Source organism: Bacillus cereus group sp. BfR-BA-01523 (assembly GCF_022662615.1).
Lineage (GTDB): Bacteria > Bacillota > Bacilli > Bacillales > Bacillaceae_G > Bacillus_A > Bacillus_A mycoides.
Map to the genome: position 1 here is coordinate 14,157 of NZ_JAKUDX010000004.1, position 26,980 is coordinate 41,136.

Sequence of the window (26,980 nt, forward strand, 5' to 3'; positions counted from 1 at the left end):
TCATATTAAACATATACCCATAAATACTTTAAACTCAGTTGCTAATATAAATTATCAAGACATATCTAACATTTAAATTTTTTTAGAGGAGTTATTTATGAGACATAATAATAAGTCAAATTCACCAAATTCGTGTGATAAGTTTCAGCTCCCCTGCTTTATTTCTGTATCCCCTTGTAATCAAAGTAATTGTTGTACACCTGTTTTTTTCTCAGATTCTCAACAACAAGAATTATTGCAAATAATAAACCAATTAAACCAAGCTATCCTTTCTTTCTTCACAACACCAAATCCTACAACTAGACAAATACTCCAAACAGCATTACAGGCATTAAATGATTTATTAATAGCAGTACAACCAAATACACCAAATAGAAATTTAGTTTTACGAACTATAAACCAATTAATCAATTCTTTACCTACTGCAACTCTCACTCAAATTTCAGCATTATTCCAATTTCTATTCCAAAACTTGTCTTCACTTATTAGTTGTTCAAATATATCGGACCCCTTGTTACAGCAGACATTTAGCTTAATTTTACAAGGAGTCTTGAATAGTTCACTATTAAACATTACTGGAACGACGGGGCCTACGGGGCCTGAAGGGCCTGAAGGACCTACTGGACCTCAAGGCGTTCAAGGCATTCAAGGAACTGAAGGGCCTGAAGGGCCTGAAGGACCTACTGGACCTCAAGGTGTGCAAGGTATCCAAGGCATTCAAGGACCACCAGGACCTACTGGTTCAGGGACAGGAACAGGAGTTCCTGGGCCACCAGGACCTACTGGACCTCAAGGCGTGCAAGGCATTCAAGGGCCTGAAGGGCCTGAAGGAACTGAAGGACCTACTGGACCTCAAGGCGTGCAGGGCATTCAAGGAACTGAAGGGCCTGAAGGACCTACTGGACCTCAAGGCGTGCAAGGTATTCAAGGGCCTGAAGGACCACCGGGACCTACTGGGCCATCGGGAGATTGTGATTGCCCACCGGGGCCTACTGGACCTACTGGGCCTACTGGACCGACGGGACCTGGATGTAATTTCCTTGTTTATGCTACAAACGCAGGAGCCATTGATGATCCTGCAGATGATACAGTATCTGTAATTAACACCGGAACAAATACAGTAGTCGATACAATCACTGTAGATAATGCACCTCTTGAAGTAACAGTTTCACCAAATGGGACTCGTGCTTATGTTACTAATATTTTTTCTAATACCGTTTCCGTTATTGATACTGCCACTAATACAGTTATCGCTACCATCCCTGTTGGAAATAATCCAATTGGTGTAGCTGTTTCTCCAAATAACACAACTGTTTATGTTGGAAATCATGGTAATAATACAGTTTCTGTTATTAACGCTGCTACCAACACAGTTGTTGGTACCATTAATGTTGGAATCGCTCCGCAAGGAATTACTGTTTCACCAAATGGGGCCCTTGCGTATGTTGCAAACGAATTAAGTAATACAATTTCTGTTATCGCTACTGCTACCAACACAGTTGTCGGTACCATTAATGTCGGTATTCGACCTAGGATAATCGTCTTCACACTAGATGGGACTCGTGCTTATGTCACAAATCAAAACAGCAATACTGTTTCTGTTATTAACACCGCTACAAATTCCGTTATTGATACAATTAACGTAGGTACCGAACCTGTTGGTATAGCTATTACACCGGATGGAGCTCGTGTTTACGTTGTAAATAAAGTAAGTAATAATGTATCTGTAATAGGTACGTTGACAAACACCGTCATCGATACCATTCCGGTTGCACTATCACCAGACCAAGTGACTATCATACCAGATGGCACTCGTGCCTATGTTACAAACCAAGCTAGTAATACTGTTTCTGTCATCAATACTGCTACAAATACGGTCATTGATACGGTCCCAGTAGGTGTTGCTCCAACTGGTATAGCAACCGGATTTATTTGCGAATAATATAAAAAACAGAGAGACACTAATCATATTTCTCTGTTCTTCCATTAATCCCCATCATATCCGAGCAGTTAGCTTTTGCTAGCTGCTTTTTTTACAAATAATAATTAATTTACCCAAGAGCATTTCAAAATATTTTCGTATGATATGGTGTATTCCTTTCTTTTGAGTGAATGATCTCGTCATGAGAGCACTTTATTAAGTGCTCTTTTCGTGTTTCAAATACATACAAAATAAAATTTTTATATTAATCTTAATTACACATTTAATTGAGTATTAATTCATCAGATACGAATCATTTCTTATAAGGGCGCTCTGTACTTGCGCCCTTATATAAATACTCAAATTTATTCCCCCGCATATTTTTATAAATTGTATACAGTTCCATATGGAATTGTTGAAACAGAAATTCCGTATGGTGTAATATGATGCATTGGATAATAATACTCCATAGATAAATAGTACGGTTGTATGCCTTGCTGTATTTGTTGCATCTGCTGCTGTGCTTGTAACGCTTGTTGAACAGCTTGAATTGTACTTTGTGCTCCGCTATACGTAATACCCGCGGTACCATACGGACGCATTCTATCTCGGGTATCAAAATATGAATAAAACATTAGTATTCAACTCACTTCCATATAATTTATTACAAAGTATATTATGAGTATTAATTTCAGTGAGTGTTAAAAACTAGTCAACTAGCTTTTATTCAAATAACGTTTTTGTTCAACTGCCTTTTTTTAATCTCCACGCCTTATCAAAATATAATCTTATATTTCTTTCAACTTATTATGATGCAAGTGTCTACACTAAATTGTTAGACAAGCATAAAATAAATTAAGTCTAATAATAAAGGAAAAATAAATATGCAAAACCGTTACATGCTTACAGTCAAACTCACCTCATTTAACGGGACAACGCTGACTGGTATTACTATAAAAGGTATCACGCTGACAGCGAACGTCACGTTAAGAACAACCTATCATCAAGCAATTCTCAATCGATTTCCCCCTCAGGACCCAGTTCGTCCCCTAGTCGTGAACTATAACGTAGCCGTCAAATCTGGCAGAAGATCTGCTATCTTGAATGCCGTGACGCAGCTCGCGAATGCTGGGGTAAGCGCGCAGGTCCGTCTGGATTCCTGTAACAATACCGTGGCACCCTTCCGTCCCGTTCCCTCAATAATATAAGTCAGATACCCGTCACAATAGGATAACGACTGTGACGGGTACGAAGCTGTTCGAGTGAATAGCCCTCAAATTTGTCCCCATCCCATTTCCCTTCACTCCTTGAATATTTTTTCAAAACCAATACATACTATTTTCAAGCCGCCGTATCCACGGCTAATACTTCTTTCTTTTGTTACAGCAGAAGCAGGTAGATTCGTCACTTATCTGCTTTCTCTGTATATTTTTTAAAATATCGAAAAGACTACCTACAAGCTGTTTGAACTAGCAGCTTCACTCTTCTTGTAATGGGAAAGCAATTTATCACAATTAGCTAACTCATTCGACTCACTGGCAGACAACCAAAATTGTTGTCTGCTTTTTGTATGGAATTTTTCATTTTGCATATACTACTTTTGAGCCTGTTTACCAATGCAAGCCATTTTGGTGTTTTGAATTCCGACTAAGCTTTTTTGTTGCATAAATTATTACATCTTTGACAACACTGGTTAAAAGCGCGTTTTCTGGTTATTCGTAGTTCTAGTCCAGAATAATTTTTCTCCTATAAAGGACAGTAGGTAAGACTGCTCGTCCTTTTTTACTTATATCGCATACTCTCCCTTTTGATAGCTATGAACCACATTGCCCTCTTCATCGAAGTAAGCAATTTCCCAATAAGGGTGGCAGTTGTACGCTTCTATTTCCCCATCGAACAAAACTAACAAATTAGTTTTCCAGTTTCCAACGATTGTACCCCACTTACCAGCTACATTTACTCGCATACCCATGTAAGCAAAATGTAGATTTCGGTGGTTCTGCACTTTCTTGAAAGCTTTTTCCGCGTTATACATCTGCTTGATGTCAAAAACACCTTCGTTCTCGCACTTTACAAACTTCATGAATTCTGTCATTGGCATTTGATATCTCTTTAACTTTAAGGGTATATTCTCATGTCTTACCCAATATGCAAGAAGATGCAGTGAAAACATTCGCGAAGAGTATATTTTGATATGTGTTTGCAAACACATATCAAAATGCTCAAAAGCATTGATTTAAAGGCATCTATAGCACATTGAAATAAAACATTACATATTAAACTCATATAATTTTAGTGCACCTTTTTTGAGATTGGAATATATTTTGTAAAATATGCTCCAACTAGCAATAATACGATTGAAAATAACCAAGTAAAAATACCACCAAAATGAAACCAATATGCAAACAAATTTAAGATTGCAATTAAAAAGCAACAAATAGAAGTTAATGCACTTTTTAATCCTTTTATCCCTGCTTTTTTTCTTTTTTGATAAGTTATATACATCGAAACGACTAGAAAAAGGATTAGAACAATTGGTAACATAGCTTGTAGCAATGGCAATCCCTCCTGTCTATTTCCGCTCCTTCATTTTACCATCTTATTCCTTTTTAATCTTTAGGAGTCATTTCATTTTTCTCTTCTCTCCAAAAGTCAGCATAAGTTTTATTTTTAAAGTTCACATTCACTTCAGAAAACGGAAGGCTTTCTCCAACTTTCAATGAGTACCACTCGTTTAAAAGTGGCGATCCGAAGCAAATATTCAATGTACGATCCTGTAAATCAATTAATACAGAATGCAAAGTCCCAAACCATTCTTCATAATTATGCACCGTCACCCCGATAGGATATTCTTCTTCTACCAATCCTTTTAAAGATTCCATGCTCACCTGTTCATTTCGATTTAAATGCTCATGTAAAATGCGATATCTTTTTGTAGATTGTTCTAATTTCCTATTATTTAATTTCTGAATAGGTGAACTGACTGCATGGTTTGTTGATACGGTAAAAGCTTGACTTTCCTCATTAATTGTTGTTATTGATTTATGCCCGTCAAATATTTCAATATGCGCTGCGTTTAAAGGATCAGCTACAATTATATTAATATTACTTGCTATAGGCATTTCTTTTATTAAAGATGTAGCTTCATGCGTATTTCTACATTTCTCCAATATTACTCGAATTACCGCAAAACATTGCAAACCATTTACCATCGGTTTTCTTAAACCTTCAATATTCCCTACAGGTTGACCACATGCTGAAAATGTAATAGATAACCCATGCTCATTAACTCCTTCTGTTCGGCCAAAATATTGAGTAGAAAAGCCACTATGTGCATATGCACCTCCAACATGCGTCGAACAAAAACGCATATCATCTATTTTGGGTGATAAATCATAATTTCTTAATACATATGTATGCTCTGAATCAGTTTTTCTAGGTAATACTGCACAATGACTACAACCTGCTTTTAATAGTGTTTGATAATAATACATCATATTTCTAGAAGGAATTTTCAATACTTCGCAAAACCCTTCAATTTCTTCATTAATTCCTGGACAATATTGTTTTAGTACATTTCTAGATTCTGTCCAATGGCTATCTGATATTAAATTTTCTTGCTGCATAAATTGTGGAATGAGATACGGATGATTTTTCACAAACTCCCCTTGCTGTTTTCCAACTTCATAATGACTTCCTTTTAGCGATGAAAAGTACCCCTTTACTTGATACACCATAATCTCCCCCTCACATTGAATATATTCCATATCATACCAAAACACTTTTGTTCATTCTTGATGTTTTTTACTATTTCCCCCATCACAACCACGGTTTTCCTTTTCAAAAGGCATTATTTTCTGTCTAGTTAAAACCTTGTTAAGATTACCGTAAGAATAGACTTTTAATAGGTTGTAAAAATACGTTGAACATTACAAAACTAGATTTAATAATATCAAATGGATAACACTCTACATTGAAACTTCTTATTTGCGATCAACTATTTATTGAAACGAGCAAACTTGTATTTATAGGATTGCAAATAGCCACATTTTACAATTAATGAATAAATTTTTTACTCATCCATTTTCAGGGCAAAAGGAGTATATATTAATGTGTAATAGCAAACCAATTGATGAATTAACTATTGAGGACCTGAAACAAAACCCAATATGGGAATGGGCAATAGATGAAGAGGAAAATGAAGAGTGCGATGAAACGTGGGTAAAGCCAGTGGAAACTATAAATTTCACAGAAGAATTAAACGGTTCAATAGTACTGGGCGAATTAATAATACATAATGATGAGAAATTCCCTATGATGTGTAGTATTGATATTGAAAATAACGAGGTATTAATTAGTTCCATTGTTTTTTATAACGAAAAAGAAAATGAGTATTTTGCTATAGAAGATGTAGTGAAAAAGGTTTAGATGCCAATCTCAATTAATATTTATCTCACAATTAATGGAGAGCCTAGGTTTTTAAAATTCTCTGCAAATAAAATTGATATTTATAGAAACACTATAAAAACTAACTTACATTAAATTCAAATTGAAGTTAGGAGAATACTCATTAAGTAAAAAATGGGAAACCATTATAATTAACGGTTTCCCATATATCCTCCTATTTTCAATGTTTATATAAATTTATACTAAATAATCCCCTTTTCCACCAATGTCTCTGCGATTTGAACTGAGTTCCAAGCCGCACCTTTTAATAAATTATCAGAAACAATCCAAAGATGGAATCCTTTTGGCGTATCCGGATCTTTGCGTATTCTACCTACAAATGTATCTCTTTTACCCTCTGCATATAATGGCGTTGGATAAATTTGTTCACTAGGATTATCTTGTAAAATAACACCTGGTGCATTCAGTAGTACTTCTTTAATTTCTGCAACGGTCGCTTCTTTTTCAAGTTCAATATAAACCGATTCAGAATGCCCCGATACAACTGGAACTCTGACGCAAGTAGCTGCCATTTTCAGATTTGGATCTTCTAAAATTTTCTTCGTCTCTTGAATCATCTTTACTTCTTCGAATGTGAAATCGTTGTCTGTAAATATATCCACTTGCGGCAAAACATTAAATGCAATTGGATAATGTTTTTTATCTTTTTTCACTGGTAATATAGTGCTCTTCACTTCTTCACCTGTAAGCATTGACTTAGCTTGTTCTTTTAATTCATGAATCGCATGAATTCCTGAGCCTGATACGGCTTGATACGTTGAAACAATAATTCGTTCTAAACCAAATGATTTTCGAATTGGCTGAAGAGCTGTTACCATCTGTAGTGCTGAGCAATTCGGAACTGCAATGATCCTTTTATGTTCCCTTAAAGTATGTGCATTTACTTCTGGAACGACGAGTGGTACATCGTGTGCCATTCGGTATTCACTTGTGTTGTCAATTACGATTGCACCACTAGAAACTGCATGATTTACATATTGTCTAGAAACTTCTCCCCCAGCGCTAAAAAAGGCAACGTCTACACCTTCAAAACTAGTTGATTTTGCCTCTTGTATTTTAATCTCTCGTCCTTTAAATTGTACTATCTTACCAGCAGATCGTTTTGACGAGAGTAATGTAATTTCTTCTATATTAAATTTCGTTACTCTCTCTAACAATGCAATGATTTTTTGCCCTACTGCGCCTGTAGCTCCAACTACAGCTACATGATAGCTCTTTTCACTCATTTTTTCTCCTCCAATTTCAATTGAATGAATTTCTCCACAACTTAATTTTAAAAGAAATTTAATGATTTGAAAAATTGAAATACATGATATAATCATTCACAAATCATGATAATAAAAGAGGTATCATTTATGGAAATGAGACATGTTAAAACATTTTGTGCCATTGTTAAATATGGTACCTTTTCTAAAGCTGCTCATGCATTAGGTTATGCGCAATCTACTGTGACAGCCCATATTAAAGCATTAGAGAACGATTTAAACATTCCCCTATTCGATCGATTAGGAAAAAAAATACTTCTTACAAAAGCAGGTCATCAATTTCATCCGTATGCATTAGAATTACTTACTATTTATGATAAAGCGCAAGAAATCCCTCAAAACAGTGACCATTTAGAAGGAACATTGGCTATTACATCTAATGAATCATTGGCAGTGTATCGGTTACCACAATTATTACGTACTTACAAACAGGAAAATCCGAAAGTAAATATCGTACTTGAGACAAATACCAATGAGCAAGCATTGAAAAAATTACATGAAGGAGAAACCGATGTTATCTTCATAATTGGAGAAAGTATAGAGCATAATGATTTTATTACGTGCAATTTATGTAATGAAACATTTGGATGGATTTTCCCTGCTCATTTCCCTTCAAACACTGATCCACTCCTTTTATTACAAGATACTCAATTTATATTTACAGAACAAAGCTGTGGCTATAGACCAATGGTAGATCGTTTTTTACGTCAAAGCGCAAGAAATCCTAATAAAACATTTGAGACTTCCAATGTTGAAGTCATTAAACAATCCGTTATGTGTGAGTTAGGAATTTCTATTCTCCCTTACATCGTTGTACAAGAAAGTAATCAAAAAGAACAACTCTGTTTTCAGCCCATCGAAACTCCAGCCGTCATTCAAAGCCACGTAATCTATCATAAATCTAGATGGATATCCCCAGTTTTGCAATCGTTTCTTACATTATTAGAGAGAATAGAAAAGTAAGCGAGTAATAACAAAAATGAGTAACTGCTCTAAAAAGCAATTACTCATTTTTGTTAAAACATTTGTGTTCATAACAATACAGGTGTTTCAAAATCAATATGTATATTATTTATTAGCTTGTACCTCACCTGCAATTAATTTACTACCTGAATATGTACCTTTTTGTATAAAAACTTGATTAATTAATTCTTTTTGCTCCTTTTCTGACATTACTCCTTTCCCTTCTCCTAAATTCCCACTTTGTAATTTCCAAATCTTGTTGTGGTCTACATCAACCTTTTCATATTTTCCTTGTTTCCATCGTTCTAAAATATCCACATATGTACTTTTTTGTGCAACATCATTACTATTTATAATTTCAAGTAAACTTTCAATACGTTCTTGTGTAATAAAAATATAGCCCCATTTTTGATCAGCTTTCGTTTTTTGATGTGCCATTTCATGTAGTGCTGTCTGTATGTTCTCATCTGTCCATTTGAAGTTTTTATTAAAACCACTATTCGGCAATGAGTGGTTTCCATTTTCTGACATCTTTGCATCTTCGGCTTTTACATTACTATCAGCTAGCACTTCTACTGCCGGAGCGGCTGGTGATGCCTTTTTCGCAGCTGGTTTACTATTATTCAGATAATACAGCATACCATACGTTACACCTACCCCGATTACCGCCATACCAGCTATAATTCCTATGATTTTAAATAATGTTTTCATCTTGCTTGTTTCCTCCCAAATATCTCTGTTCTTACTACCTCATTATTTCTTATATAAAACAGTTCCTTCATTCAAAATAGTTCATCCCATCCCCTATCATATTATTTATATACATTTCCTTATATTGTATTTCTTTTTTTATTAAATTGAAAGATTATTCTGTTAAAAAATAAAGATATTCTACAAAATTTCCCTTTATATTTATATGGAAACAAAAAAACAACGAGCGCCTTCTAAAACACTCGTTGTTTTTACTTTATGCACGATTTTCTTTTAACCACTTCGTAATAGCATCTAACCTCGAAACATCAAAACGTCTTTCTTCACATACTTTTAAGCTGTTTAAACTTTTCACAATTTCTAATTCATTCGACTTTATACTTTTTGCTTCAATCAATTTACAGTACCCGTCTGTGACTGTATTGAGATTTTCATAATAACGCTGAAATGCTTTAGATATATGTAAATGTTTTTCAAAGTTTCTTCTTTTTTTCGTCCCATCAGACTCTTTCCGTTTTCTAAGCTCTTCATCACTTGTATATAAATAAAAATATTGATCCGGAAAACCAATTTCTCTATTTATCATCTTTTCTTTATAAAAGTTTTCTATTAAAGATAACGGCTGATTAAATATATCAAAATGGAAACACCAATTATAACTAAGTGGCTGATAAATATCACCATCAAGTATTACAATTTCATATTGCTGCGACTTCTGCACTGCTATATTCCAGCGCTCTACTTGTTTTTCAAAATACCATGTATTATGTTCATTTTTCGGTCTTTCAAATAAAAAATTCACTTCAGGTATAATGTATGCACCATAATTTTTTTCTAGTTCACGACATGTGCTACTCTTACCAACAGCACTCGCTCCCTCAAACGCTATAATCCCCATATTTTCTCCCTCTTTCATTAGCTAATATCTCGTTGTTTCACTTTTCGCCCCCATAACTGTTTCCATAAAACGATTGAAGCGATAGAAAGCATTATTGTTGTAATGATACTACCTTCAATACCAAATGAGCCTCCATGAAGCACTTCTGACCCATTTGTTACAGGTTTAAATAGTGGTGTTGAATATATCGTCATGCCACTAACTGCAAAACCATAGACATTATATTGTGCCCAATTCCAAATGGAATGCCATGCACAAATCCCCCAAAGACTACTGTCCTTTAATACGTAAAAAGCTGCAAATACACCAACTAATATTATATTCGATATTGAAAGGATTGTAATACCAGGATTAAGTAAATGCAGAAAACCAAATAAAAAGGACGTCACTATAATCCCAACCCATATACGACTTCTAACAGAAATAACTGGAAATAACCAGCCTCGTACAATAATTTCTTCCGTTGCGCCTTGTATTAAAAAAGCAATTAAAGATCCTACAATACCAAATATGGCGGTTGCCGTAATTTGTTGCATTTGTAGTTTTACAATCCCTGTTAATATAAGCACAATTACTGGTATTGAAATGAAGACAAATCCTATTAACGCACCTCTCAAATACTTTCTCATCCATTGCACTTTCCAAAAACCAATGGATGAAAATGACCTTTTCTCTACAAACCTAATCCATAAAAAAATAAAAAATATAGCCCCACCAAACGTTAATATCATCTCAATATTATTATAAATTGCCTTTACAAATGATGTATCCGCTTTCGGTAAAAACAGCATAAACAACATGAAAAATTCACCTAAAGTTAAAAATACAATTGCAAGTATAACAGCGAAAATAGGATGAACTTTTCTTCTTCCTTCTTTTGCTGCTTCAATTATTTTAAATTGTTTATTTAGCAATATTCTATCCTCCTTATTATTGTAATCATCTGTATTCTTAAAATATATATCGTTTCCCTTAAACATATTTTTTAAAATAAATGATTTCTGTTTGGAATAAATTCAGATTAGGAATAATATATAAATAAAAGAGATGTCTTCGTGCCTTTTACCAGTATCGCCCAATTCATTCACTGATATTACCAGCACTTGCTATTTCCCACCATTTGTTGTAGGATAGTAATTAAGGTCAATTTAGCACTATATTTTCTTTGCATATTATCAAGTATCAATCAGGAATGTTTTGTACTCCTTATGGATTTTTGATAATATGTGAACTTTTATTTTCAATCGAATAAGGCCGATCATATTGTAATCTTTTTAAATTTTAGGAGGCATTACCATGACATTAACAGGTAAAGTAAAATGGTTTAACAGCGAAAAAGGTTTCGGTTTCATCGAAGTTGCAGACGGTAGCGACGTATTCGTTCACTTCTCAGCTATCACTGGCGACGGCTTCAAATCTCTTGACGAAGGTCAAGAAGTTAGCTTCGAAGTTGAAGACGGTAACCGTGGACCTCAAGCTAAAAACGTTGTAAAGCTATAATTCAATCAATAAAAAGGTTGTTACCAGCTCGGTTAACAACCTTTTTAATATATAACTAAAAATTTTTACATAAAAGGAGTGGTTACATGTATCGCAATCGAAAGAACGATGTAGCAGAAGTACCACCAGAACAAACCCCTGTTTGGGAATGTGAATCAGAGGATTGTTTAGGATGGATGAGAAAGAACTTTTCATTTGAAGAAGAGCCTAAATGCCCTTTATGTAAAAGTAGTATGAAAAGCGGAGAACGTTTATTACCTAAAATAGGTTGATTTTTACAAGCCCCTCTTATTTTAAATAAGAGGGGCTTTTTTATTAATAATGAATATCCTCTACATCTGTTCGTACAATAGAATACATTAATGCATCGTGTTGTTTATTTCCTTGATGAATGTATCCACGTAACAGCCCTTCTTGTTGAAAACCTAATTTAGATAACATATTACACGAAGTTATATTTTCAGGATATGTAATAGCTCCAATTCTAAATAAGCCTAAATCTCGAAATCCATAAGTAATAATTTCTCGAGCAGCTTCAGAAGCATAACCATTCCCCCAATAACGAGGATGCAAATCATATCCAATCTCTGAGCGTTTACTCCAAAGTTGTAAATTATTTAATCCAATTGTTCCTACTAAATTATTTGTGTCTTTTAATACAATCCCCCAACGCATTGCCTTTTTCTCAAAGTAATTTTTTGAAAAAGATTCAATCATACGTGAAGCTTGTCCAAACTCAGTAAAAGAATTCATACCGTAATAACACGTTACCTCATCTAATGAGAATATTTCATATATTTTTTGACAATAAGATTGTTCTATTTCAACTAAGCGCAAGCGTTCTGTTTCTAACATAGGAAATACCATAGGATCACTCCTTTCTCTCTACTCATTTATTATAGCAGAAAAAGTATTTATAATTAGGAAAGTCCTTAATGTCCCACAAATCAAATATTTCTAGCGATGTTTATCCTCTTAATAATATATAACTTCGTTGTATTTATTAATTCCCCTCTAAAAACCACCCCTAATTTATACCTTCTCATGTTAAAATATAGAAAAATAGTAAATATTTATTACGGAGGTGCTTAAACTTTATGTATATTTTCATTGGCTTATCCCTCTTGCTCATTTTACTCATTTTTTTATTCGCAAAAAAATTCACACCAAACTCATTTATGATGACAAGTTTTAAAGGAAATAGCTTTAAGACATTTTCAGTTGGCATATTAATCGCTGCTACACTCTCTCTTTCATACGGAATGTATCACGCAGCAACATATCAACCTAGATATTTAGATGTTAAATTGCAAAATCAAAATTTCACTGTTTTTGGTAATGTTGGTGAGTTTGGTTATTTCTCAGAAGAATTACTAAAAAAAGATGCAGAAGTTGAATTGTATTTTGTCTCTTGGGAAACAATACAATTAAATAATCCAGAAATAATAGTAGACTACCCTTCAGGCAAACAGGAAACATGGAAGCCTAATATAACATTAATTCCTACAAATAAAATAAAAGAAAAACATAGTATTAAAGAACTTTATCGGCTCTCACCATATTCCTTTGAAGAATCTGGAAAAATAACATTAACTATTAAAGAGAATAAAGCCAATCATAAAAAGATTGTAATTAATGTTAAATAATTACAAATAAAATGTCCCTCCATTATGTTGGAGGGACATTTTATTTACATATGTATTCAATATTATTATTTTGACTGTTCATTCAATGTCGTAATTATTTCATTGGCAGTATTCTTTCCGTTTCCAATACAAGCACCAATTCCTACACCGTAATATGAAGCACCAGCTAAGTATACATTAGGATAAAGCACGGCCAATTTTTCTTGTAATGATTGAACAGCTTGATTATGTTCTAAATGATATTTCGGCATTAAATCTTTCCAATTTGTAACTTCAATTACTTCCGGTTCACCTTTAATTCCGAGGCTCTTTTCAATATCATATAAAGCAACTCGTACTAATTCTTCTTCACTATAACTTTTGATCGTTTCATATACTGGATTAGTGCTCTTATAAAACATTCTTACTAATAGCTTTTGTTTACCAGATGTATGTTTCCACTTCCTGCTTGTCCATGTGCAAGCATCACAATGTAAATCACTGTTTTTCGTTACGATAAAACCTGTGCCGTCAGCCGGTAGTTGTTCATCTAGTATGTCAAAACCTAAGTAAATACTTATAAGCGATGAATTTTTAAATTTATTAAAATGCTCATTTAACTCATTAGACTGTAATAACGTTTGTGCGATATCATGTGGAGCTGCTAAAACGACATAATCAGCTTGTATTGTCTCATGATTTGCAAAAGAAACCTCATACCGATCCCCTTTTTTACTTATCACTGTTGTTACAGCGCCTTTATTAATGACAGTCTCCGTCAGCACTTCTTCTAAGCGATTAATAATCGTAGATAGTCCACTTTTAAATGATACAAACTTTTTATTTCCTGCTGACTGAAATTGTTTTTTATTCTCTTCAAAACCTTTAATAATACTTCCATATTTATTTTTATACTCAAGTAAATATGGTAACGTAGATGCCATTGTAAGCTCATTCAATTTACCAGAATATACACCTGACAGCACAGGTGCAATTTGTCTTTCCACTAATTCTTTCCCTAAAAAGCTTTCTAAAAATACAGCAAGTGATGTATCCTTTGTAAACTCCTTATTTTTCGTAATAAAATCTTTTAAAGCAACGATTTTCCCTTTTTTTGAGACTAGCGTACTGCTAAATAATGATTCAACACTCATAGGAATCCCAAATATAGTGTCAGCAGGAATTGGATGTAATATGTTATCAGAGTATATGTAAGAAATACCTGTTTCGTTATATACCATTTCATTTTCTAAATTTAAATCTTTTACAAGCGGCAAAACATGTTCATTACGAGCTACAATAGAATCTGCTCCAGATTCCATAATAAAATCATTTTCTTCCACACTGTGGATTTTACCACCTAAATACTCTTCTTTCTCAATAAGGATTAAATTTAAATCTATATTATAATCCTTCTTTAATTTTTCTAAATAAAACATAGTAGAAAGTCCAGTAATACCTCCACCGATGACAACGACTGTTTTCATATTTGCTGCGCCCCTAACCGATACAATTAATAATTCCTTTATTATTATAACCAAAAATTATCATAGTCGACTAGCGACTTGCGCATTCTGTAAGAAATTAGACAATATATATGAATAAAAAAGAACTATAACATATTCAACTCACGTCATAGTTCTTTCTATTTTAAAAACATAAACCAGTTTATTAATTTGTCAATTTCTTGGCTGAGTGCTATTACTTTTTCATGTTGAAGTCCATAATTTGAGACTAGATTCAATAATTCTTCTTTTTTCAATTCAATTATTTTTTCTAACTTCACTAATTCCATGTCGTCTTTATTCGCTCCAATTTCAAAATATATGTATTTTAGTATAGCCTACTTACATAATAAGTAAAAATAAAATACGCATGTAAAATCTTACAAATATAAAAATAATATACTATCAACAAAAAATTTGAAATTTAGCCCCTTTATACAGATCATTGACTTCATTACGTATTAATAACAAATCGGAATTTTTCTAATGTTATATCTTTATATTCCGGAGTTCTCTTTATATGATCAAAATAACTATATGAAAATTTGAAAACATGTCCAAAATCCCAATCAAATTCACTATAGTCTTTTAGCCAAAATTGATTTTCCATTGGTAATACGTTAGCACGTTTAGATTCAATTAAAGGTAAATGATCTATAGGTGAATGTAGATTTATTTCAGTATTCAGCATGAGCTTTTTACTAGCACGCAGTACGTATACTAGTTTTAAAAGTGGACGTATTCCTCTTTTAAATATATCTTTATATCCTAAATCATACATTATATTAATTGCGTGGGAAAAAGTAAGCATATGGCCAATTAAATCATGATGTGATTCTGCTCTATAAATAATCTTAAACTCCGATAGTTCATTTAAAATAAACTTAGATAATTGTTTTGAATTTCTTAATTCACTTTGTATCTCATCTTTTATACTTAATCGTTTTACTTCCTTCGTCGTAAAACCAATCCACGATCTACCGGGAATTGTTTTTTGAAATGATAATATAAGGTCCGTTATCCCTTCTATTGCTTGATTATCGCCCCATTTTTGTAGTTCTTTCATAGCTAATAAACTTAATGCCGCATAAATAACATTATGCCCCACCCAATGAAGTTCATCAATTGTATTTTCCAATGATTTTATTATCATTTTTTCGGCACTTTGAAAATCAATTTCTTCTTTACTATCGATGATTTCATCTAAGTTTTGCTTGTTCAGCATCATTTTTGTATGGGAATGCATATTACGAGCTATCTCTTTTTCAATATTATTATCTTTCATGAAAAAATAACTAGCAATTGCAGCTGCCCCGTAATGTGCATGCCAAATATCATTTGTTTGTTTTTTGCATTGAGAAATAATTGAAAGGCCGCCTTTTAAAACACTTTTATCTTCCATTTTCTATCCCCCATTATAAAGCTCACTTTATACTCATCCTAAAGATGGCGTTAATACAAATAAAATGTGATTCGATTCATCACTTTTATTCAAAAATCGATGCTTCATGTTTGGTGGGATACGTACAACATCACCTTCTTCTAAAAAATATTCTTGTCCTTCTAATTCCACATACACTTCCCCTTTCATGACAACCGCAATCTCTTCCTTATCTTCATGTGAATAATGACTTTCCGTTGTGTTTGCTTTTTTATTTAAATCCATCATCAACATTTCAATACGCGCTTTCATAAAATCCGGTGTTAATACATCATATACAATGTGATTATTATTTTCCCGATATACTTTTTTTCGATCTTTTTTCTTAGAAATGAGTGAATCTGTATCAATCTCATTAATAAAAAGTGTAAATAGCGGTACATTTAATGCTTTCGCAATTAATTCCAATACATTTAAAGAAGGGTTCGCATATCCTCGTTCAATTTGACTAATTAGTGAAGTACTAATCCCTGCATAATCAGCAAATTCACGAATTGTCATCTTATTTTTCTTACGATAACTTAATACAGTTTGTCCGAGTCTATCATGTATCATTGTAAAAACTTCCTTTCGTCCATCATATTGCATGTTTCGTTGCCTTTGTGCCGACATACTAAACAAAGGAAACTAATCCTTTCCTATCGTCTCAGGGTCTTATATACTTACCTTTGTACATTATATCTCATTAAGTTTATTATAATAAACATTCTATCGGAGGGACAACGTTTGAAATCACCTATTCTTTCATATTTCATCTTATTTTTCGGTGTATTCGCCTTATCAACTTCAGCAATTTTTGTAAAATTGGCAGATGCTCCTGCAGCAATCATTGCTTTTTATCGATTATTATTTGCTACAGTAATTCTGTTACCGTTATTACTATTTAATAAAAGGAATCGAAACGAACTAAAAACATTATCGAAAAAACAATGGGGATTCGGATTTCTATCCGGGCTATTTTTAGCTGCACATTATGTACTATGGTTTGAATCCTTACAATATACTTCCGTAGCAAGTTCTACAGTTATCGTAACGTTACAACCTTTATTTTCAATGATTGGTGGTTACTTTTTATTTAAAGAGAGATTTACGAAAGGAGCGGTTATCGGTTGCCTCATTGCCATTTCAGGAAGTATCGTCATTGGTTGGCAAGATTTCCAAATTAGTGGCGACGCTTTATACGGAGATATTTTAGCATTTATGGCGGCCGGAATTATTACAGCTTACTTTTTCATTAGTCAACACATTCGTAAAGATTTATCCCTTATACCATATTCGATAATTAGTTATGGAAGTAGTGCATGCTTTCTCGGTATATTTGCTTGTATGCAGCAACAATCTTTCATTCATTATGCTACACAAACTTGGTTATCCTTTATTGGATTAGCTTTCATTGCAACGATTTTAGGACAAACGATATTCAATTGGTTATTAAAATGGATGAGTGCTACTGTTATTTCGATGAGTATTTTAGGTGAAACAATTGGTACTTGTATTCTAGCCTATTTTATTTTGAGTGAAATCATTACTTTACAACAAGCACTAGGAATTTCAATTATTTTCATTGGATTAGCATTATTTTTATTACAACCGAAACTACCGAATCGCAAATAACAATTAAAAAAGCATGACATTAATTTGTCATGCTTTTACATATTAATTATGTACAATTAAACCATCAGGTCTAAAACGACTCATCATAATTTCATTTATAAACTTTCCGTGAGCCTTCAAATTCCCTACCTTTACCCCTTCTACTACAAACCCGAATTTTTCATATAGATCTTTTGCTTTCGGATTCGTTTCTAAAACACCAAGTTCTACTCTCTCTAACATTAACCAATTATCAGCTAAATCAAGCATTTTTGTAAGAAGTGCTTTTCCAATTCCTTTATTGTGATACTCACTATCTACTCCGATGAATAAATCACCCGAGTGAGATCTTCGCCCTGGACTTTGGGTTAAACCGACAAATCCAACAACTTCTCCATCATATTCTGCTACAAATTCAAATTGATTCTGTGCTAAATTTCGAATTCTATTCTCCATTGCATCTACACGCATACTAGGTAAGAAAACCATATAAGGTAAAACATCATCTTGTATGCATATACGATGAATTGCTCTAGCATCTTGTATTTCTACTGCTCTAACGTTAATCTCCATCTTTCTCCCCTCCATTCAAATATTCATATTCTAATATCCCATATTAAAATCCTGCCAACCCTTATTTCTTTGTGTTATTTTTATATAATTATTTTGATATAATATTCGCTTTTTGAACATCATCTCTTATATTCCCTCTCGTTCAAAATGAAAAAATCACTTAGAATATGCTAAGTGATTTTTTATTTAATTTTTCACCCTATTATACAACTCAAGCAGTTCTTCTACTGAAATACCATTTATTTTCATACCGGTAATATCACAATTTTCTATTTCAATATTTTTCAGATTACTACTACGTATTGTAGTACTTTCCAAATCACATCTATCAAATGAAATAGGATCTTTATTCTCTCCAAGGCTTGTATCTCTAAATTGAACTCCACCTAAAGTCACAAAATTAAATTTACTGCCAGAAATATTTAAATCTGCATATGAGGACCTTCTAAAATTTATATTTCTAAACTTTGATTGACTTACATTACAATTACTCATATTCATATGCATTATATTACTACCAACAAATGCACCATTTTTTAAATTTACTTGATAATATTCTGTATTAACCAAATTACAGTTTTCGTATTGACCATTTTTCATATCTTTATTTTTAATTAGGTTCTCTCCAACTGCATCTACATTTTTTCTTTTTACATAGCAATACTCATCTTCAGATTTAAAAATTATTTCATAGCCCATTTTTTTATAAAAATGATGATTACTAATTTGTCTACTAGATGTTTCAAGATCCCAAATCCTTATGTTCGGAAATTTTTCTTCTATTAGCTTAATAACCCGCGATCCAATTCCTTTTCCTTGAAGAAAAGGCTCTACAAAAATACGATCAATTCTTCCGTACGATTTACCAGAGATCGTAACTATAATTCCCCCGATTACTTTTTCATCCATTATCACTTTGTAAGTATCCAATTCTTCAATTGAATATTTCATCATTTCAACTGAAGAATATCCTGGCGGTTGAATGTTATAATCAATTACATCACCTTGGCCGTATAACCATCGCTTTGCTTCTTCATCAAATGTTCTTTTCATTATTTCTGTTAACTTTTCAGCATCTAAAATTGTAGCTTTTTCTATAGATATTATTGTCATTTTTGTTTTCCCCTTCATTGTTATAAAGCGATAACTTTTGTGAACGATATAGTTATTAATTTACTTTTGTCTTTAATATTTTTCCCATTATTACATATGGGGCATCACTTTTACTTGGGTGAAATGGCTCTAATACATCCACCCAATCCAATCTTTTATATAAAGAACGCGCTTTTTCATTGTTTATTTGTGTTGTTAAAATACTCGTTCTATTTGAAATCCCTTCTAATAATTCATTATGTAATTTCATTCCAAGACCTTCATTTCGATATTGTGGGTGAACTGCTAACTCTACAAATTCAAAACAATCTTGTAACCATTCGTCTGCTTGTTCTAGATTTAACGCTTCTCTCATTAATTGATTATAGTACTGCCCTTCTAATGAGCGATAACCATAAGTAAAACCAACTACCTCATTTTCATCATTTATTGCTACTATACCTTTAAAATCTGCATATTCTATATGTCTTTTCATTCTCTCAATCATTTCAGTAAAATTTGTTTTCTCAAATGCTTTACAATACAATTTTGCCATATTATTAATTAGGATTTCATCTTTTTCAATACGTATGAATTTCACTTTACCTTCCCCCTATTAAAACATTTGAACCCTTGAATAATTATAAAATAAAGAAATTTAAAACTAATCACTCTCTTTACTATTAAACTACAAATCAACCTATATTTTCCACTGTTACTTAATATGAATGAATAAAAAGAAGAGAACATGTAATATACATATGTTCTCTTCTTTTTATTTTAACGCTTATTCATTTTCAATTTTATATAATTAATAATTAGATATTACTTAAGCCACTCGTTACAAGTATTAGCTAGCTCCTGTAAATCCTCTATAAATCGACTCGCATGATATCCATCACAAACCGCATGATGTACTTGCAATGAAACAGGTAGCATAACCCTGCTTCCATCATTGAAATATTTCCCACAAGTAATAATTGGTAATAAAGAATCACCATCATTATTAATATTTAAATTAAATCCTGTAAAACTAGTCCAAGGTATACCAGAAATCGGAAAAATATTTGGCGGAATATTTTCTTTCGTGAAGAAACCATGAACATTAGCATAACATCTCATATCCTCTTCATAGTTTTTATAGAAAATGTGGAAATCGCTAGAATAACCCGTCCATATACTTGAAAAAGATTTATCATCTTTATGAAAGATTGTATAACTAGGTATCATTTCCTCCCAATACCCTAAAACTCCTTCATCATTAAAACATGTTCGAAATTCTGTATGTTTATTTATCACTCTAGAAATTACATAAATAAAAGTCGGATAAAATTTGATTTCCTTTTGATGTATTTCCTCTAGCATCATCGTAATATCAACATTCGCTGTCATACTAAACGAACACTTTAATTTTAAATAATGTTCAAAATACTGCTCTCTATTCCAATTTTCTCTGTCAATTACATGAAACTTCATTTTAATAGCCTCCTAAAATTTTATTTTTATTTTAGAAGGCTAACTTTCTTGTTTTCACCACACTTGTTCACTCCTTACAGTTTAAATTTAATACTAAGATTTTTATTTAACTATATAACATCTGCAGAAATTTGTTCACATATTTCTGGAAATCCATCCACATACTATTAATAAAGTGAAACTTTAATCAGTGGGGGGCACTTCATCCCCCACTGATTATTAGTTGAACCAATCGGGCTTTTACGGGCAGTTGATCCCCCACCTAACTTCTTTGTTTTCGCCGAATTTTGAGGTGGAGGTCTTACTGCCCGTTAATGCGGGATAAATCAAATGACGTTTGGAGGATTCAAACATGAATGACAAAAATGTAAATAAAAAAGAAAATGTTATCGAAAATACTACATCTATTCAAAATAATAATACTGCAAATCTTAATATCGAAGAACAAGCAATGAACGGCTCATATGGAATGCCCGAAACAACCATTGAAGATGCTGATCACGTTGTAACTGATGATTTGACTTCAAAAAATTAATGAACTACATAGAAAAGAGCCAAGGAAAATATCCTTGGCTCTTCTCTATTATATATCCATTTTTTTTACTTCTTCTCTCTTTTTAGAAAGTTTCCCTGGCCAAAAAGCGAAGCGTCCTAAAACGACTGTAATCGCAGGTACAAGCAGTGGTCTTACAATAAATGTATCTAGCAATACACCGATTGCTGTCACAATACCGAATTGAACTAAAACTTGAATTGGTAATGTACCTAATACCGCAAATGTTCCTGCTAAAATTAAACCTGCGGATGTAATTACACTACCTGTTTGTATAACACCATTTTTAACTGCTTCTAAATGATTTTGTTTCTTTTTATTCTTCCATATTTCAGAAACCATAAAGATATTATAATCCTCTCCTAAAGCAACTAAAAATACGAATGCATATAACGGTATCGCACCTTGTATCGCGGGAGCTCCCATACCGAAATGCAGTAAAATCCAGCCTGCTCCTAATGCAGAGAAGAAAGATAAAACGACAGTTACAATTAAGTAAATCATCGCAACGATTGAACGTAAATACACGAGTAAAAGTAAAGCGATGATACTAATCATAACCGGAATAATAACCGCTTCATCCCGTTCAGTAATTTGCTTTGTATCATATAAGGAAGCTGTTTCTCCGCCAATCCATAAATGATTCTCAGCTTTACTAATTCCTTCATCTTTTAATACCTTTTTTACACTATTTTTCAATTCAGGGATTTGATCTAACGCTTCAATTGAGTATGGGTTTTCCACTAAAGAAACTTCATACATTTGCAATTGATTATTTTCTTTTCCCTTCATTGGCTCTTTCACTTTATTAACAAAAGATAATTTCTCTATTTCTTGTTTAATAGGTAAATCTTTTCCCTTTGAATCAACTACAATCTTTACTGGCGCTAATTCTCCAGCTGAAAAATGATCCGTAATTAATGTAAATCCTTCGCGTGATGGCATATCTTTCGGGAATGATTCTAATAAGTCGTACGTGTATTGAATACGCGGTACAAATGAAGCCAAGCCTCCTAATAAAAATACGGTTAGCATAATAATTGTCCACGGTTTACGTACAACAATATCCCCAAGTTTTTTACTAAAGAACCCTTTAGTATTTTTTACTTTTACTACTTTCTTTTTCTTTCTTGCAAACTCTTCATTCATTTCAGCTGTTCTCGGTATGAATGGGAAAAATGCAACTCTACCGAAAATTAATAATAATGCTGGAAGAATCGTTAAAGCAGCGATTCCCATAATGAAAACAGCCACACTAAATGGAACTGCGAATCGATGAAAAGCTCCATAATGAGCAAGTAATAACGTTCCTAACCCTAATACTACAGTAAGTGCACTCATTATAATTGCTCCACCTGATGCTTTTATCGCAAGTTGCAATGCTTTATACTTACTTTCTTCTTCTAGCAAGTACTCTTTATATCTTGAAATAAGAAATAAACAATAGTCCGTTCCTGCTCCAAACAGTAAGACAGTCATAATCGATATAGCCTGTGCATCTACTTTAATCCATCCATTGTCTGCTAAAAAGCCCAGTGTCGGACTGATAATTCCGTATGCAAAACCAACAACGAGTAAAGGTAAAATTGCTAAAATTGGTGAACGGTACAGTAAAATTAATAAAACCAATACTAGTAGTACAGTAGCAACTAATAATTTCACATCAGCTTGACTAAATAAACTTACCGCATCCGTTTGAATACCCACAGGTCCAGATAATCGAACATGTAAACCAGAGTCGGTAATTTTTTGTTTGAACGGATCTTCATCCACTTTACTATTCACTATTTTTCGTAACTCTTCTAAATTACCTTTTAATATATCCGTTCCAGCAGATTTATTAAAAAATATTGGTGTGACAAATGATGTACCATCTTTTGATGCACTTTTTGATAATACTTGCTCTGGAATTGTATCAAATGGTGGTAACAATGATTGTTCTTTTAAAAGGTCCGTTTTTAACTCTTTATAAACGTCCTGTATTAATTTGTAGTCTTTTGACTCTAATCCACCATCCCGATGCCATACAACTAACAACGGGTTTCCTGCATTATTAGGAAATTCTTTTTTCATAAGTGCTTCAGCTTGCTGTGACATAGCTGTTTCAGGTAAATTTTTCGGATTCGGTTCTTTCGTACTGTTTACTTGTGGTAACGTAAATGAAAGTACTAATGTAATAAGAATCCATACCGATAAAGTTATCCATTGCGTATTCTTCCCTGCTACAAGCCTCCCTAACATATGTAACGGGTGCTTTTTCATAAAACCCCACCTTCCTTTTTTTCCTCCAACATTAATTATATATACTGGTCGGTTAATTAATCAAGAATGATTAAAAAATTATGTTATAATTATCTCAATAATAAATGTCAGGAGCGAATGTATTTGGATCAAAAACAACGTCCTCTCGGAAGGCCTCGTCAAAATAAAAATACAAAGTCTACAAAAGAAATCATTTTAGAAGTTGCAACTAGGTTATTTCTCACTCAAAATTATCAAGTTGTTTCAATGGATGAGGTCGCGAAAGAATGTGGAGTTACAAAAGCAACTGTCTACTATTACTATTCAACAAAAGCTGATCTATTTACCGCTACTATGATTCAAATGATGGTGCGCATAAGAGAAAATATGGATCAAATACTCTCTACGAATAAAACTTTGGAAGAAAGATTATTGAACTTTGCTACAGTATACTTACACGCAACGATGGATATTGATATGAATAATTTTATGAAAGATGCAAAACTTTCTTTATCTGAAGAGCAATTAAAGGAATTAAAAAATGCCGAGGATAACATGTATGAAGTGTTGGAAAAAGCGCTAGATAACGCAATTCTCCTTGGAGAAATTCCTAAAGGAAATCCTAAATTTGCTGCCCATGCTTTCGTAGCTTTATTATCAATCGGGAATTTTAAAGATGAGAATCACAATCCTACTCTTGCAAATATAGATGAATTAGCAAAAGAAATCGTTTCGTTTTATTGGAATGGATTAAGTCATCAAAATTAAATTGATTATATTTAATAAAGAGCACATTTGAAATTCCTTCAAACATGCTCTTTATTAATTTAAGGGTTTTATTTATATACTAGCAATTAAATTATACTTTAGCACTGATTAACAAAAAATTCTTATCTATAGCTCTTGAATTTGTGCATTTATATTCCCCTTACTTAATCCACCATGGTAACAAACTACAGAATCAATTTCTAGATTTAAATACTTCTTCAAAGAATTTTGCGCTTCTTTTATATCCAAAGTAGTTGGGGCATGAATTCCCCCTAAAATTCCGTTTACACTATACATTGAATCCCCAGCGATAAGAGTTTTACTTTGTCTCAAATATAAACTAATATGACCAGGAGTGTGCCCTGGGGTATGAATAATAAGAATACCACCGCAATATGGAAGTTCTTGGCCTTCAACCAAAGTATCATCCACTTTTCCTTTTGGTGGATTCCGTACTTGTGCATCCTTCAACAAAGGTAACTCCCCCTCGATATATGGCTTATCTAGATCGTGAGCATAGACTTTTATATTACTTCCACAGTTTTGTAATAGTTCAGGAAGACTACCTATATGATCTATATCTTGATGCGTCAAAATCACGGCTTTTAGTTTATCAAACGATACTCCAACCTTCCCCATTTCTATTCGTATATCTTCAATTTGTCCAGGGAATCCAGTATCTATTAATACTGCCATTTCATCATCCCATATAAGAATTGGGTGAATAATAAATTCTTGAAATTCAATGTGTAGCATTTCTACTCCTTTAGCAATCTCCATACAGCAATTCTCCTTTATAATAAAGTTTGAAAATATGCACGAGTAAACTGATAATATAAAGCCCGGCTATCTAATGATATGTTTTGTCATCCCAATAGAGAATGCCTCAAACCCTATAGATTCATAGTAAGATTGCAATTTTTCTACACACATAAGTTGGGGAATAACCTTGTTTTGTTCACAGTGCCGGATTAATCGTTCCACTATTTCCTTTCCAACGCCCATGGACTGATACTCTGGCATTACACATACACCGCAAATAATGCCCGTTATTACACCATCTGATATTACTCGTCCCATCCCAATTAATTGTTGCTCTTTAAAAGCATATATCACATACCAACTTTGCTTACACATTTGCTCTAACTCGTTAACCGATAATTTAAGAGAATTCCATCCTAAAGATTCATACATAGTTAATAATTCATTGAAATTTTTAGGAGATTCAATTGTGTACTTTAAAATAGTTTTCATGTAAATACTCCCTATTATCCTTTTTGTTTTTATGTCAAAAAATTTTTGACCGTCGTTAAACTGACTAGAACAATACTTCAATAAGAAAAAATGAAACTCCTTCTCTTTAAAAACATAAGGAACTTAATAAGATTGGTACCATATATATTTCTCTATTTAATATTTGTTTAATATATCAACTAATGGTGAGTATAAAATATATACATTTCAACCATCACCAAATACTGAATCTAAATTACAATTATAAGAAAAAGAAGGTATCTCATCTTTGTGAGATACCTTCTTTTATATCAATCCATCATTATATTATCAACCAAAAATCATACAGCTACATACGATAAGAACAAACAAAACTAATAAACTATTTGAGAAATAACCCATAGAATACTACCCCTTTATTTCATTATGTAAAAGATTTTACCATAAAATTATTAATAGTATAATGACTGAAAAAGACATTGGCTTCATTAGTTTTTTATGTATAAAGTAATATTTTATAATATTTCTATTCTCCTCTCATAAAAAAACTTTAACTTTTCCTCTACTGTATCTCTCACGACTTAAATAACATTGATATTAGTAAATAAATAATTACTAATATCAATGTTATTATTTGTTTTTAAGTGAAAATAGTAATAAAATAATTACTAAATTGATAAAGGACACGAAAAATAATGACTAATAAAGAATTAATAAACGAATACATGAATTTATTATTAAATATGTCAGGTACTTTCAAATTATTATCAGAGAAATCCACTGAATTTACACATTTAGAGCAACACATAGTTGAGTATATTGCCCAGCAAAAAGTCGCTGTAAATTTAAAAATGATTGCTAGTTATTTAAACCTACCTAAACAACAATTAAGTGTAACCGTTCGTAATTTAGAGCAAAACGGATACATTGTAAAAAAACAAGATACAGTAGATAAACGAGCTGTTTTAATTTCCTTAACAGATAAAGCTGAAAAAGTACATTATGAAAGATGGAAACAAATTTATAATAATTTCACTAGTAATCTTGAAAAACTCTGTGAAGAAGATCAACGTGATTTAACTTACGGACTGTATAAAACAAATAAAATGCTATCAAAAATGCTAAATAACGACTAATCATATATATATGATTAGT

General features: G+C 32.6%; 29 protein-coding genes and 2 pseudogenes. 11 read left to right on the forward strand and 20 right to left on the reverse strand.

Annotated elements, in window-relative coordinates; translation table 11 throughout:
* Nucleotides 1–97 precede the first annotated feature (97 nt).
* Nucleotides 98–1,942 carry a YVTN family beta-propeller repeat protein gene (locus MR066_RS12035; protein WP_242247302.1) on the forward strand — a complete coding sequence of 615 codons (1,845 nt, stop codon included), beginning with the start codon at nucleotides 98–100 and terminating at the stop codon, nucleotides 1,940–1,942.
* A gap of 362 nt (nucleotides 1,943–2,304) precedes the next feature.
* Here the strand turns inward: MR066_RS12035 and MR066_RS12040 are convergent, their stop codons facing one another.
* Both MR066_RS12040 and MR066_RS12045 read right to left on the reverse strand, forming a co-directional pair.
* On the reverse strand, nucleotides 2,305–2,556 hold the full coding sequence (locus tag MR066_RS12040) for a DUF3947 family protein (RefSeq protein WP_002085634.1): 252 nt from the start codon (nucleotides 2,554–2,556) through the stop codon (nucleotides 2,305–2,307).
* Nucleotides 2,557–3,707: 1,151 nt separating this feature from the next.
* Nucleotides 3,708–4,022 carry a hypothetical protein gene (locus tag MR066_RS12045; RefSeq protein ID WP_201052091.1) on the reverse strand — a complete coding sequence of 105 codons (315 nt, stop codon included), beginning with the start codon at nucleotides 4,020–4,022 and terminating at the stop codon, nucleotides 3,708–3,710.
* Nucleotides 4,023–4,024: 2 nt separating this feature from the next.
* Between MR066_RS12045 and MR066_RS27370 the strand changes: the two are divergent.
* A pseudogene (locus MR066_RS27370) lies at nucleotides 4,025–4,114 on the forward strand (tyrosine-type recombinase/integrase); the annotation flags it as partial.
* 99 nt (nucleotides 4,115–4,213) lie between these two features.
* On the opposite strand, the gene MR066_RS12050 reads toward MR066_RS27370, so the two are convergent.
* Nucleotides 4,214–4,477 carry a hypothetical protein gene (locus MR066_RS12050; RefSeq protein WP_215560407.1) on the reverse strand — a complete coding sequence of 88 codons (264 nt, stop codon included), beginning with the start codon at nucleotides 4,475–4,477 and terminating at the stop codon, nucleotides 4,214–4,216.
* Between the two features lie 53 nt (nucleotides 4,478–4,530).
* On the reverse strand, nucleotides 4,531–5,655 hold the full coding sequence (locus MR066_RS12055) for a C45 family autoproteolytic acyltransferase/hydrolase (protein WP_242247319.1): 1,125 nt from the start codon (nucleotides 5,653–5,655) through the stop codon (nucleotides 4,531–4,533).
* A gap of 376 nt (nucleotides 5,656–6,031) precedes the next feature.
* Here MR066_RS12055 and MR066_RS12060 point away from each other — a divergent pair.
* A pseudogene (locus tag MR066_RS12060) lies at nucleotides 6,032–6,463 on the forward strand (hypothetical protein).
* Nucleotides 6,464–6,570: 107 nt separating this feature from the next.
* On the opposite strand, the gene MR066_RS12065 reads toward MR066_RS12060, so the two are convergent.
* Nucleotides 6,571–7,614, reverse strand: coding sequence for an aspartate-semialdehyde dehydrogenase (locus MR066_RS12065; RefSeq protein ID WP_242247320.1), 1,044 nt, complete (start codon nucleotides 7,612–7,614; stop codon nucleotides 6,571–6,573).
* A 129-nt stretch (nucleotides 7,615–7,743) separates the two neighbouring features.
* Between MR066_RS12065 and MR066_RS12070 the strand changes: the two genes are divergently transcribed.
* The gene (locus MR066_RS12070) at nucleotides 7,744–8,616 is read left to right on the forward strand and encodes a LysR family transcriptional regulator (protein ID WP_242247323.1); all 873 of its coding nucleotides are present in this window, start codon (nucleotides 7,744–7,746) and stop codon (nucleotides 8,614–8,616) included.
* A gap of 105 nt (nucleotides 8,617–8,721) precedes the next feature.
* Here MR066_RS12070 and MR066_RS12075 read toward each other — a convergent pair whose 3' ends face one another.
* From MR066_RS12075 to MR066_RS12085, 3 genes are all read right to left on the reverse strand, one after another.
* A complete protein-coding gene (locus MR066_RS12075; RefSeq protein WP_242247325.1) occupies nucleotides 8,722–9,327 on the reverse strand; it encodes a PRK06770 family protein in 606 nt (201 codons plus the stop codon).
* 256 nt (nucleotides 9,328–9,583) lie between these two features.
* Nucleotides 9,584–10,225: a DEAD/DEAH box helicase family protein gene (locus MR066_RS12080; protein WP_242247327.1), complete on the reverse strand. Its 642-nt coding sequence runs from the start codon at nucleotides 10,223–10,225 to the stop codon at nucleotides 9,584–9,586.
* A 17-nt stretch (nucleotides 10,226–10,242) separates the two neighbouring features.
* Complete coding sequence (locus MR066_RS12085) at nucleotides 10,243–11,139, reverse strand: CPBP family intramembrane glutamic endopeptidase (RefSeq protein WP_242247329.1); 897 nt, start codon at nucleotides 11,137–11,139, stop codon at nucleotides 10,243–10,245.
* 382 nt (nucleotides 11,140–11,521) lie between these two features.
* Here MR066_RS12085 and cspD point away from each other — a divergent pair, with 382 nt between their 5' ends.
* Both cspD and MR066_RS12095 read left to right on the forward strand, forming a co-directional pair.
* Nucleotides 11,522–11,725, forward strand: a complete 204-nt coding sequence (gene cspD, locus MR066_RS12090; protein ID WP_002012849.1) for a cold-shock protein CspD — start codon at nucleotides 11,522–11,524, stop codon at nucleotides 11,723–11,725.
* An 86-nt stretch (nucleotides 11,726–11,811) separates the two neighbouring features.
* A complete protein-coding gene (locus tag MR066_RS12095; protein ID WP_000286202.1) occupies nucleotides 11,812–11,997 on the forward strand; it encodes a cold-shock protein in 186 nt (61 codons plus the stop codon).
* 43 nt (nucleotides 11,998–12,040) lie between these two features.
* Here the strand turns inward: MR066_RS12095 and MR066_RS12100 are convergent, their stop codons facing one another.
* Nucleotides 12,041–12,592 (reverse strand): GNAT family N-acetyltransferase, encoded by a 552-nt coding sequence (locus MR066_RS12100; RefSeq protein WP_002031946.1) that lies wholly within the window; start codon nucleotides 12,590–12,592, stop codon nucleotides 12,041–12,043.
* Nucleotides 12,593–12,822: 230 nt separating this feature from the next.
* Here MR066_RS12100 and MR066_RS12105 point away from each other — a divergent pair, with 230 nt between their 5' ends.
* On the forward strand, nucleotides 12,823–13,371 hold the full coding sequence (locus tag MR066_RS12105) for a hypothetical protein (RefSeq protein ID WP_242247331.1): 549 nt from the start codon (nucleotides 12,823–12,825) through the stop codon (nucleotides 13,369–13,371).
* A gap of 65 nt (nucleotides 13,372–13,436) precedes the next feature.
* Here the strand turns inward: MR066_RS12105 and MR066_RS12110 are convergent, their stop codons facing one another.
* The 4 genes from MR066_RS12110 to MR066_RS12125 form a co-directional block, all read right to left on the reverse strand.
* Nucleotides 13,437–14,837, reverse strand: a complete 1,401-nt coding sequence (locus MR066_RS12110) for a protoporphyrinogen oxidase (protein WP_242247332.1) — start codon at nucleotides 14,835–14,837, stop codon at nucleotides 13,437–13,439.
* Nucleotides 14,838–14,995: 158 nt separating this feature from the next.
* On the reverse strand, nucleotides 14,996–15,145 hold the full coding sequence (locus tag MR066_RS12115) for an aspartyl-phosphate phosphatase Spo0E family protein (protein ID WP_002012842.1): 150 nt from the start codon (nucleotides 15,143–15,145) through the stop codon (nucleotides 14,996–14,998).
* A gap of 164 nt (nucleotides 15,146–15,309) precedes the next feature.
* Nucleotides 15,310–16,257, reverse strand: a complete 948-nt coding sequence (locus MR066_RS12120) for a hypothetical protein (protein WP_242247334.1) — start codon at nucleotides 16,255–16,257, stop codon at nucleotides 15,310–15,312.
* A gap of 33 nt (nucleotides 16,258–16,290) precedes the next feature.
* Nucleotides 16,291–16,851, reverse strand: a complete 561-nt coding sequence (locus MR066_RS12125) for a helix-turn-helix domain-containing protein (protein WP_033708329.1) — start codon at nucleotides 16,849–16,851, stop codon at nucleotides 16,291–16,293.
* Between the two features lie 171 nt (nucleotides 16,852–17,022).
* On the opposite strand from MR066_RS12125, the gene MR066_RS12130 reads away from it, so the two are divergent.
* Nucleotides 17,023–17,910, forward strand: coding sequence for a DMT family transporter (locus MR066_RS12130; RefSeq protein ID WP_002085657.1), 888 nt, complete (start codon nucleotides 17,023–17,025; stop codon nucleotides 17,908–17,910).
* Nucleotides 17,911–17,952: 42 nt separating this feature from the next.
* On the opposite strand, the gene MR066_RS12135 is transcribed toward MR066_RS12130, so the two are convergent.
* From MR066_RS12135 to catA, 4 genes are all read right to left on the reverse strand, one after another.
* Nucleotides 17,953–18,462, reverse strand: a complete 510-nt coding sequence (locus MR066_RS12135) for a GNAT family N-acetyltransferase (RefSeq protein ID WP_002085659.1) — start codon at nucleotides 18,460–18,462, stop codon at nucleotides 17,953–17,955.
* A gap of 186 nt (nucleotides 18,463–18,648) precedes the next feature.
* Nucleotides 18,649–19,593, reverse strand: a complete 945-nt coding sequence (locus MR066_RS12140; RefSeq protein ID WP_242247336.1) for a GNAT family N-acetyltransferase — start codon at nucleotides 19,591–19,593, stop codon at nucleotides 18,649–18,651.
* A gap of 37 nt (nucleotides 19,594–19,630) precedes the next feature.
* Complete coding sequence (locus tag MR066_RS12145; protein WP_002141727.1) at nucleotides 19,631–20,155, reverse strand: GNAT family N-acetyltransferase; 525 nt, start codon at nucleotides 20,153–20,155, stop codon at nucleotides 19,631–19,633.
* A gap of 224 nt (nucleotides 20,156–20,379) precedes the next feature.
* Complete coding sequence (gene catA, locus MR066_RS12150) at nucleotides 20,380–21,030, reverse strand: type A chloramphenicol O-acetyltransferase (protein ID WP_002141726.1); 651 nt, start codon at nucleotides 21,028–21,030, stop codon at nucleotides 20,380–20,382.
* A 352-nt stretch (nucleotides 21,031–21,382) separates the two neighbouring features.
* Here catA and MR066_RS12155 point away from each other — a divergent pair, with 352 nt between their 5' ends.
* Nucleotides 21,383–21,565, forward strand: a complete 183-nt coding sequence (locus MR066_RS12155; protein ID WP_002141724.1) for a DUF4021 domain-containing protein — start codon at nucleotides 21,383–21,385, stop codon at nucleotides 21,563–21,565.
* Between the two features lie 48 nt (nucleotides 21,566–21,613).
* On the opposite strand, the gene MR066_RS12160 is transcribed toward MR066_RS12155, so the two are convergent.
* Nucleotides 21,614–23,845, reverse strand: coding sequence for an MMPL family transporter (locus tag MR066_RS12160; RefSeq protein ID WP_242247338.1), 2,232 nt, complete (start codon nucleotides 23,843–23,845; stop codon nucleotides 21,614–21,616).
* Between the two features lie 123 nt (nucleotides 23,846–23,968).
* On the opposite strand from MR066_RS12160, the gene MR066_RS12165 reads away from it, so the two are divergent.
* Nucleotides 23,969–24,592 (forward strand): TetR/AcrR family transcriptional regulator, encoded by a 624-nt coding sequence (locus MR066_RS12165; protein WP_002085667.1) that lies wholly within the window; start codon nucleotides 23,969–23,971, stop codon nucleotides 24,590–24,592.
* A 126-nt stretch (nucleotides 24,593–24,718) separates the two neighbouring features.
* Here the strand turns inward: MR066_RS12165 and MR066_RS12170 are convergent, their stop codons facing one another.
* Together MR066_RS12170 and MR066_RS12175 are read right to left on the reverse strand one after the other, a co-directional pair.
* The gene (locus MR066_RS12170) at nucleotides 24,719–25,372 is read right to left on the reverse strand and encodes an MBL fold metallo-hydrolase (RefSeq protein ID WP_242247340.1); all 654 of its coding nucleotides are present in this window, start codon (nucleotides 25,370–25,372) and stop codon (nucleotides 24,719–24,721) included.
* A 66-nt stretch (nucleotides 25,373–25,438) separates the two neighbouring features.
* On the reverse strand, nucleotides 25,439–25,846 hold the full coding sequence (locus MR066_RS12175; protein WP_242247342.1) for a GNAT family N-acetyltransferase: 408 nt from the start codon (nucleotides 25,844–25,846) through the stop codon (nucleotides 25,439–25,441).
* A gap of 674 nt (nucleotides 25,847–26,520) precedes the next feature.
* Here MR066_RS12175 and MR066_RS12180 point away from each other — a divergent pair.
* Nucleotides 26,521–26,961 carry a MarR family winged helix-turn-helix transcriptional regulator gene (locus tag MR066_RS12180; RefSeq protein WP_242247343.1) on the forward strand — a complete coding sequence of 147 codons (441 nt, stop codon included), beginning with the start codon at nucleotides 26,521–26,523 and terminating at the stop codon, nucleotides 26,959–26,961.
* Nucleotides 26,962–26,980 lie beyond the last annotated feature (19 nt).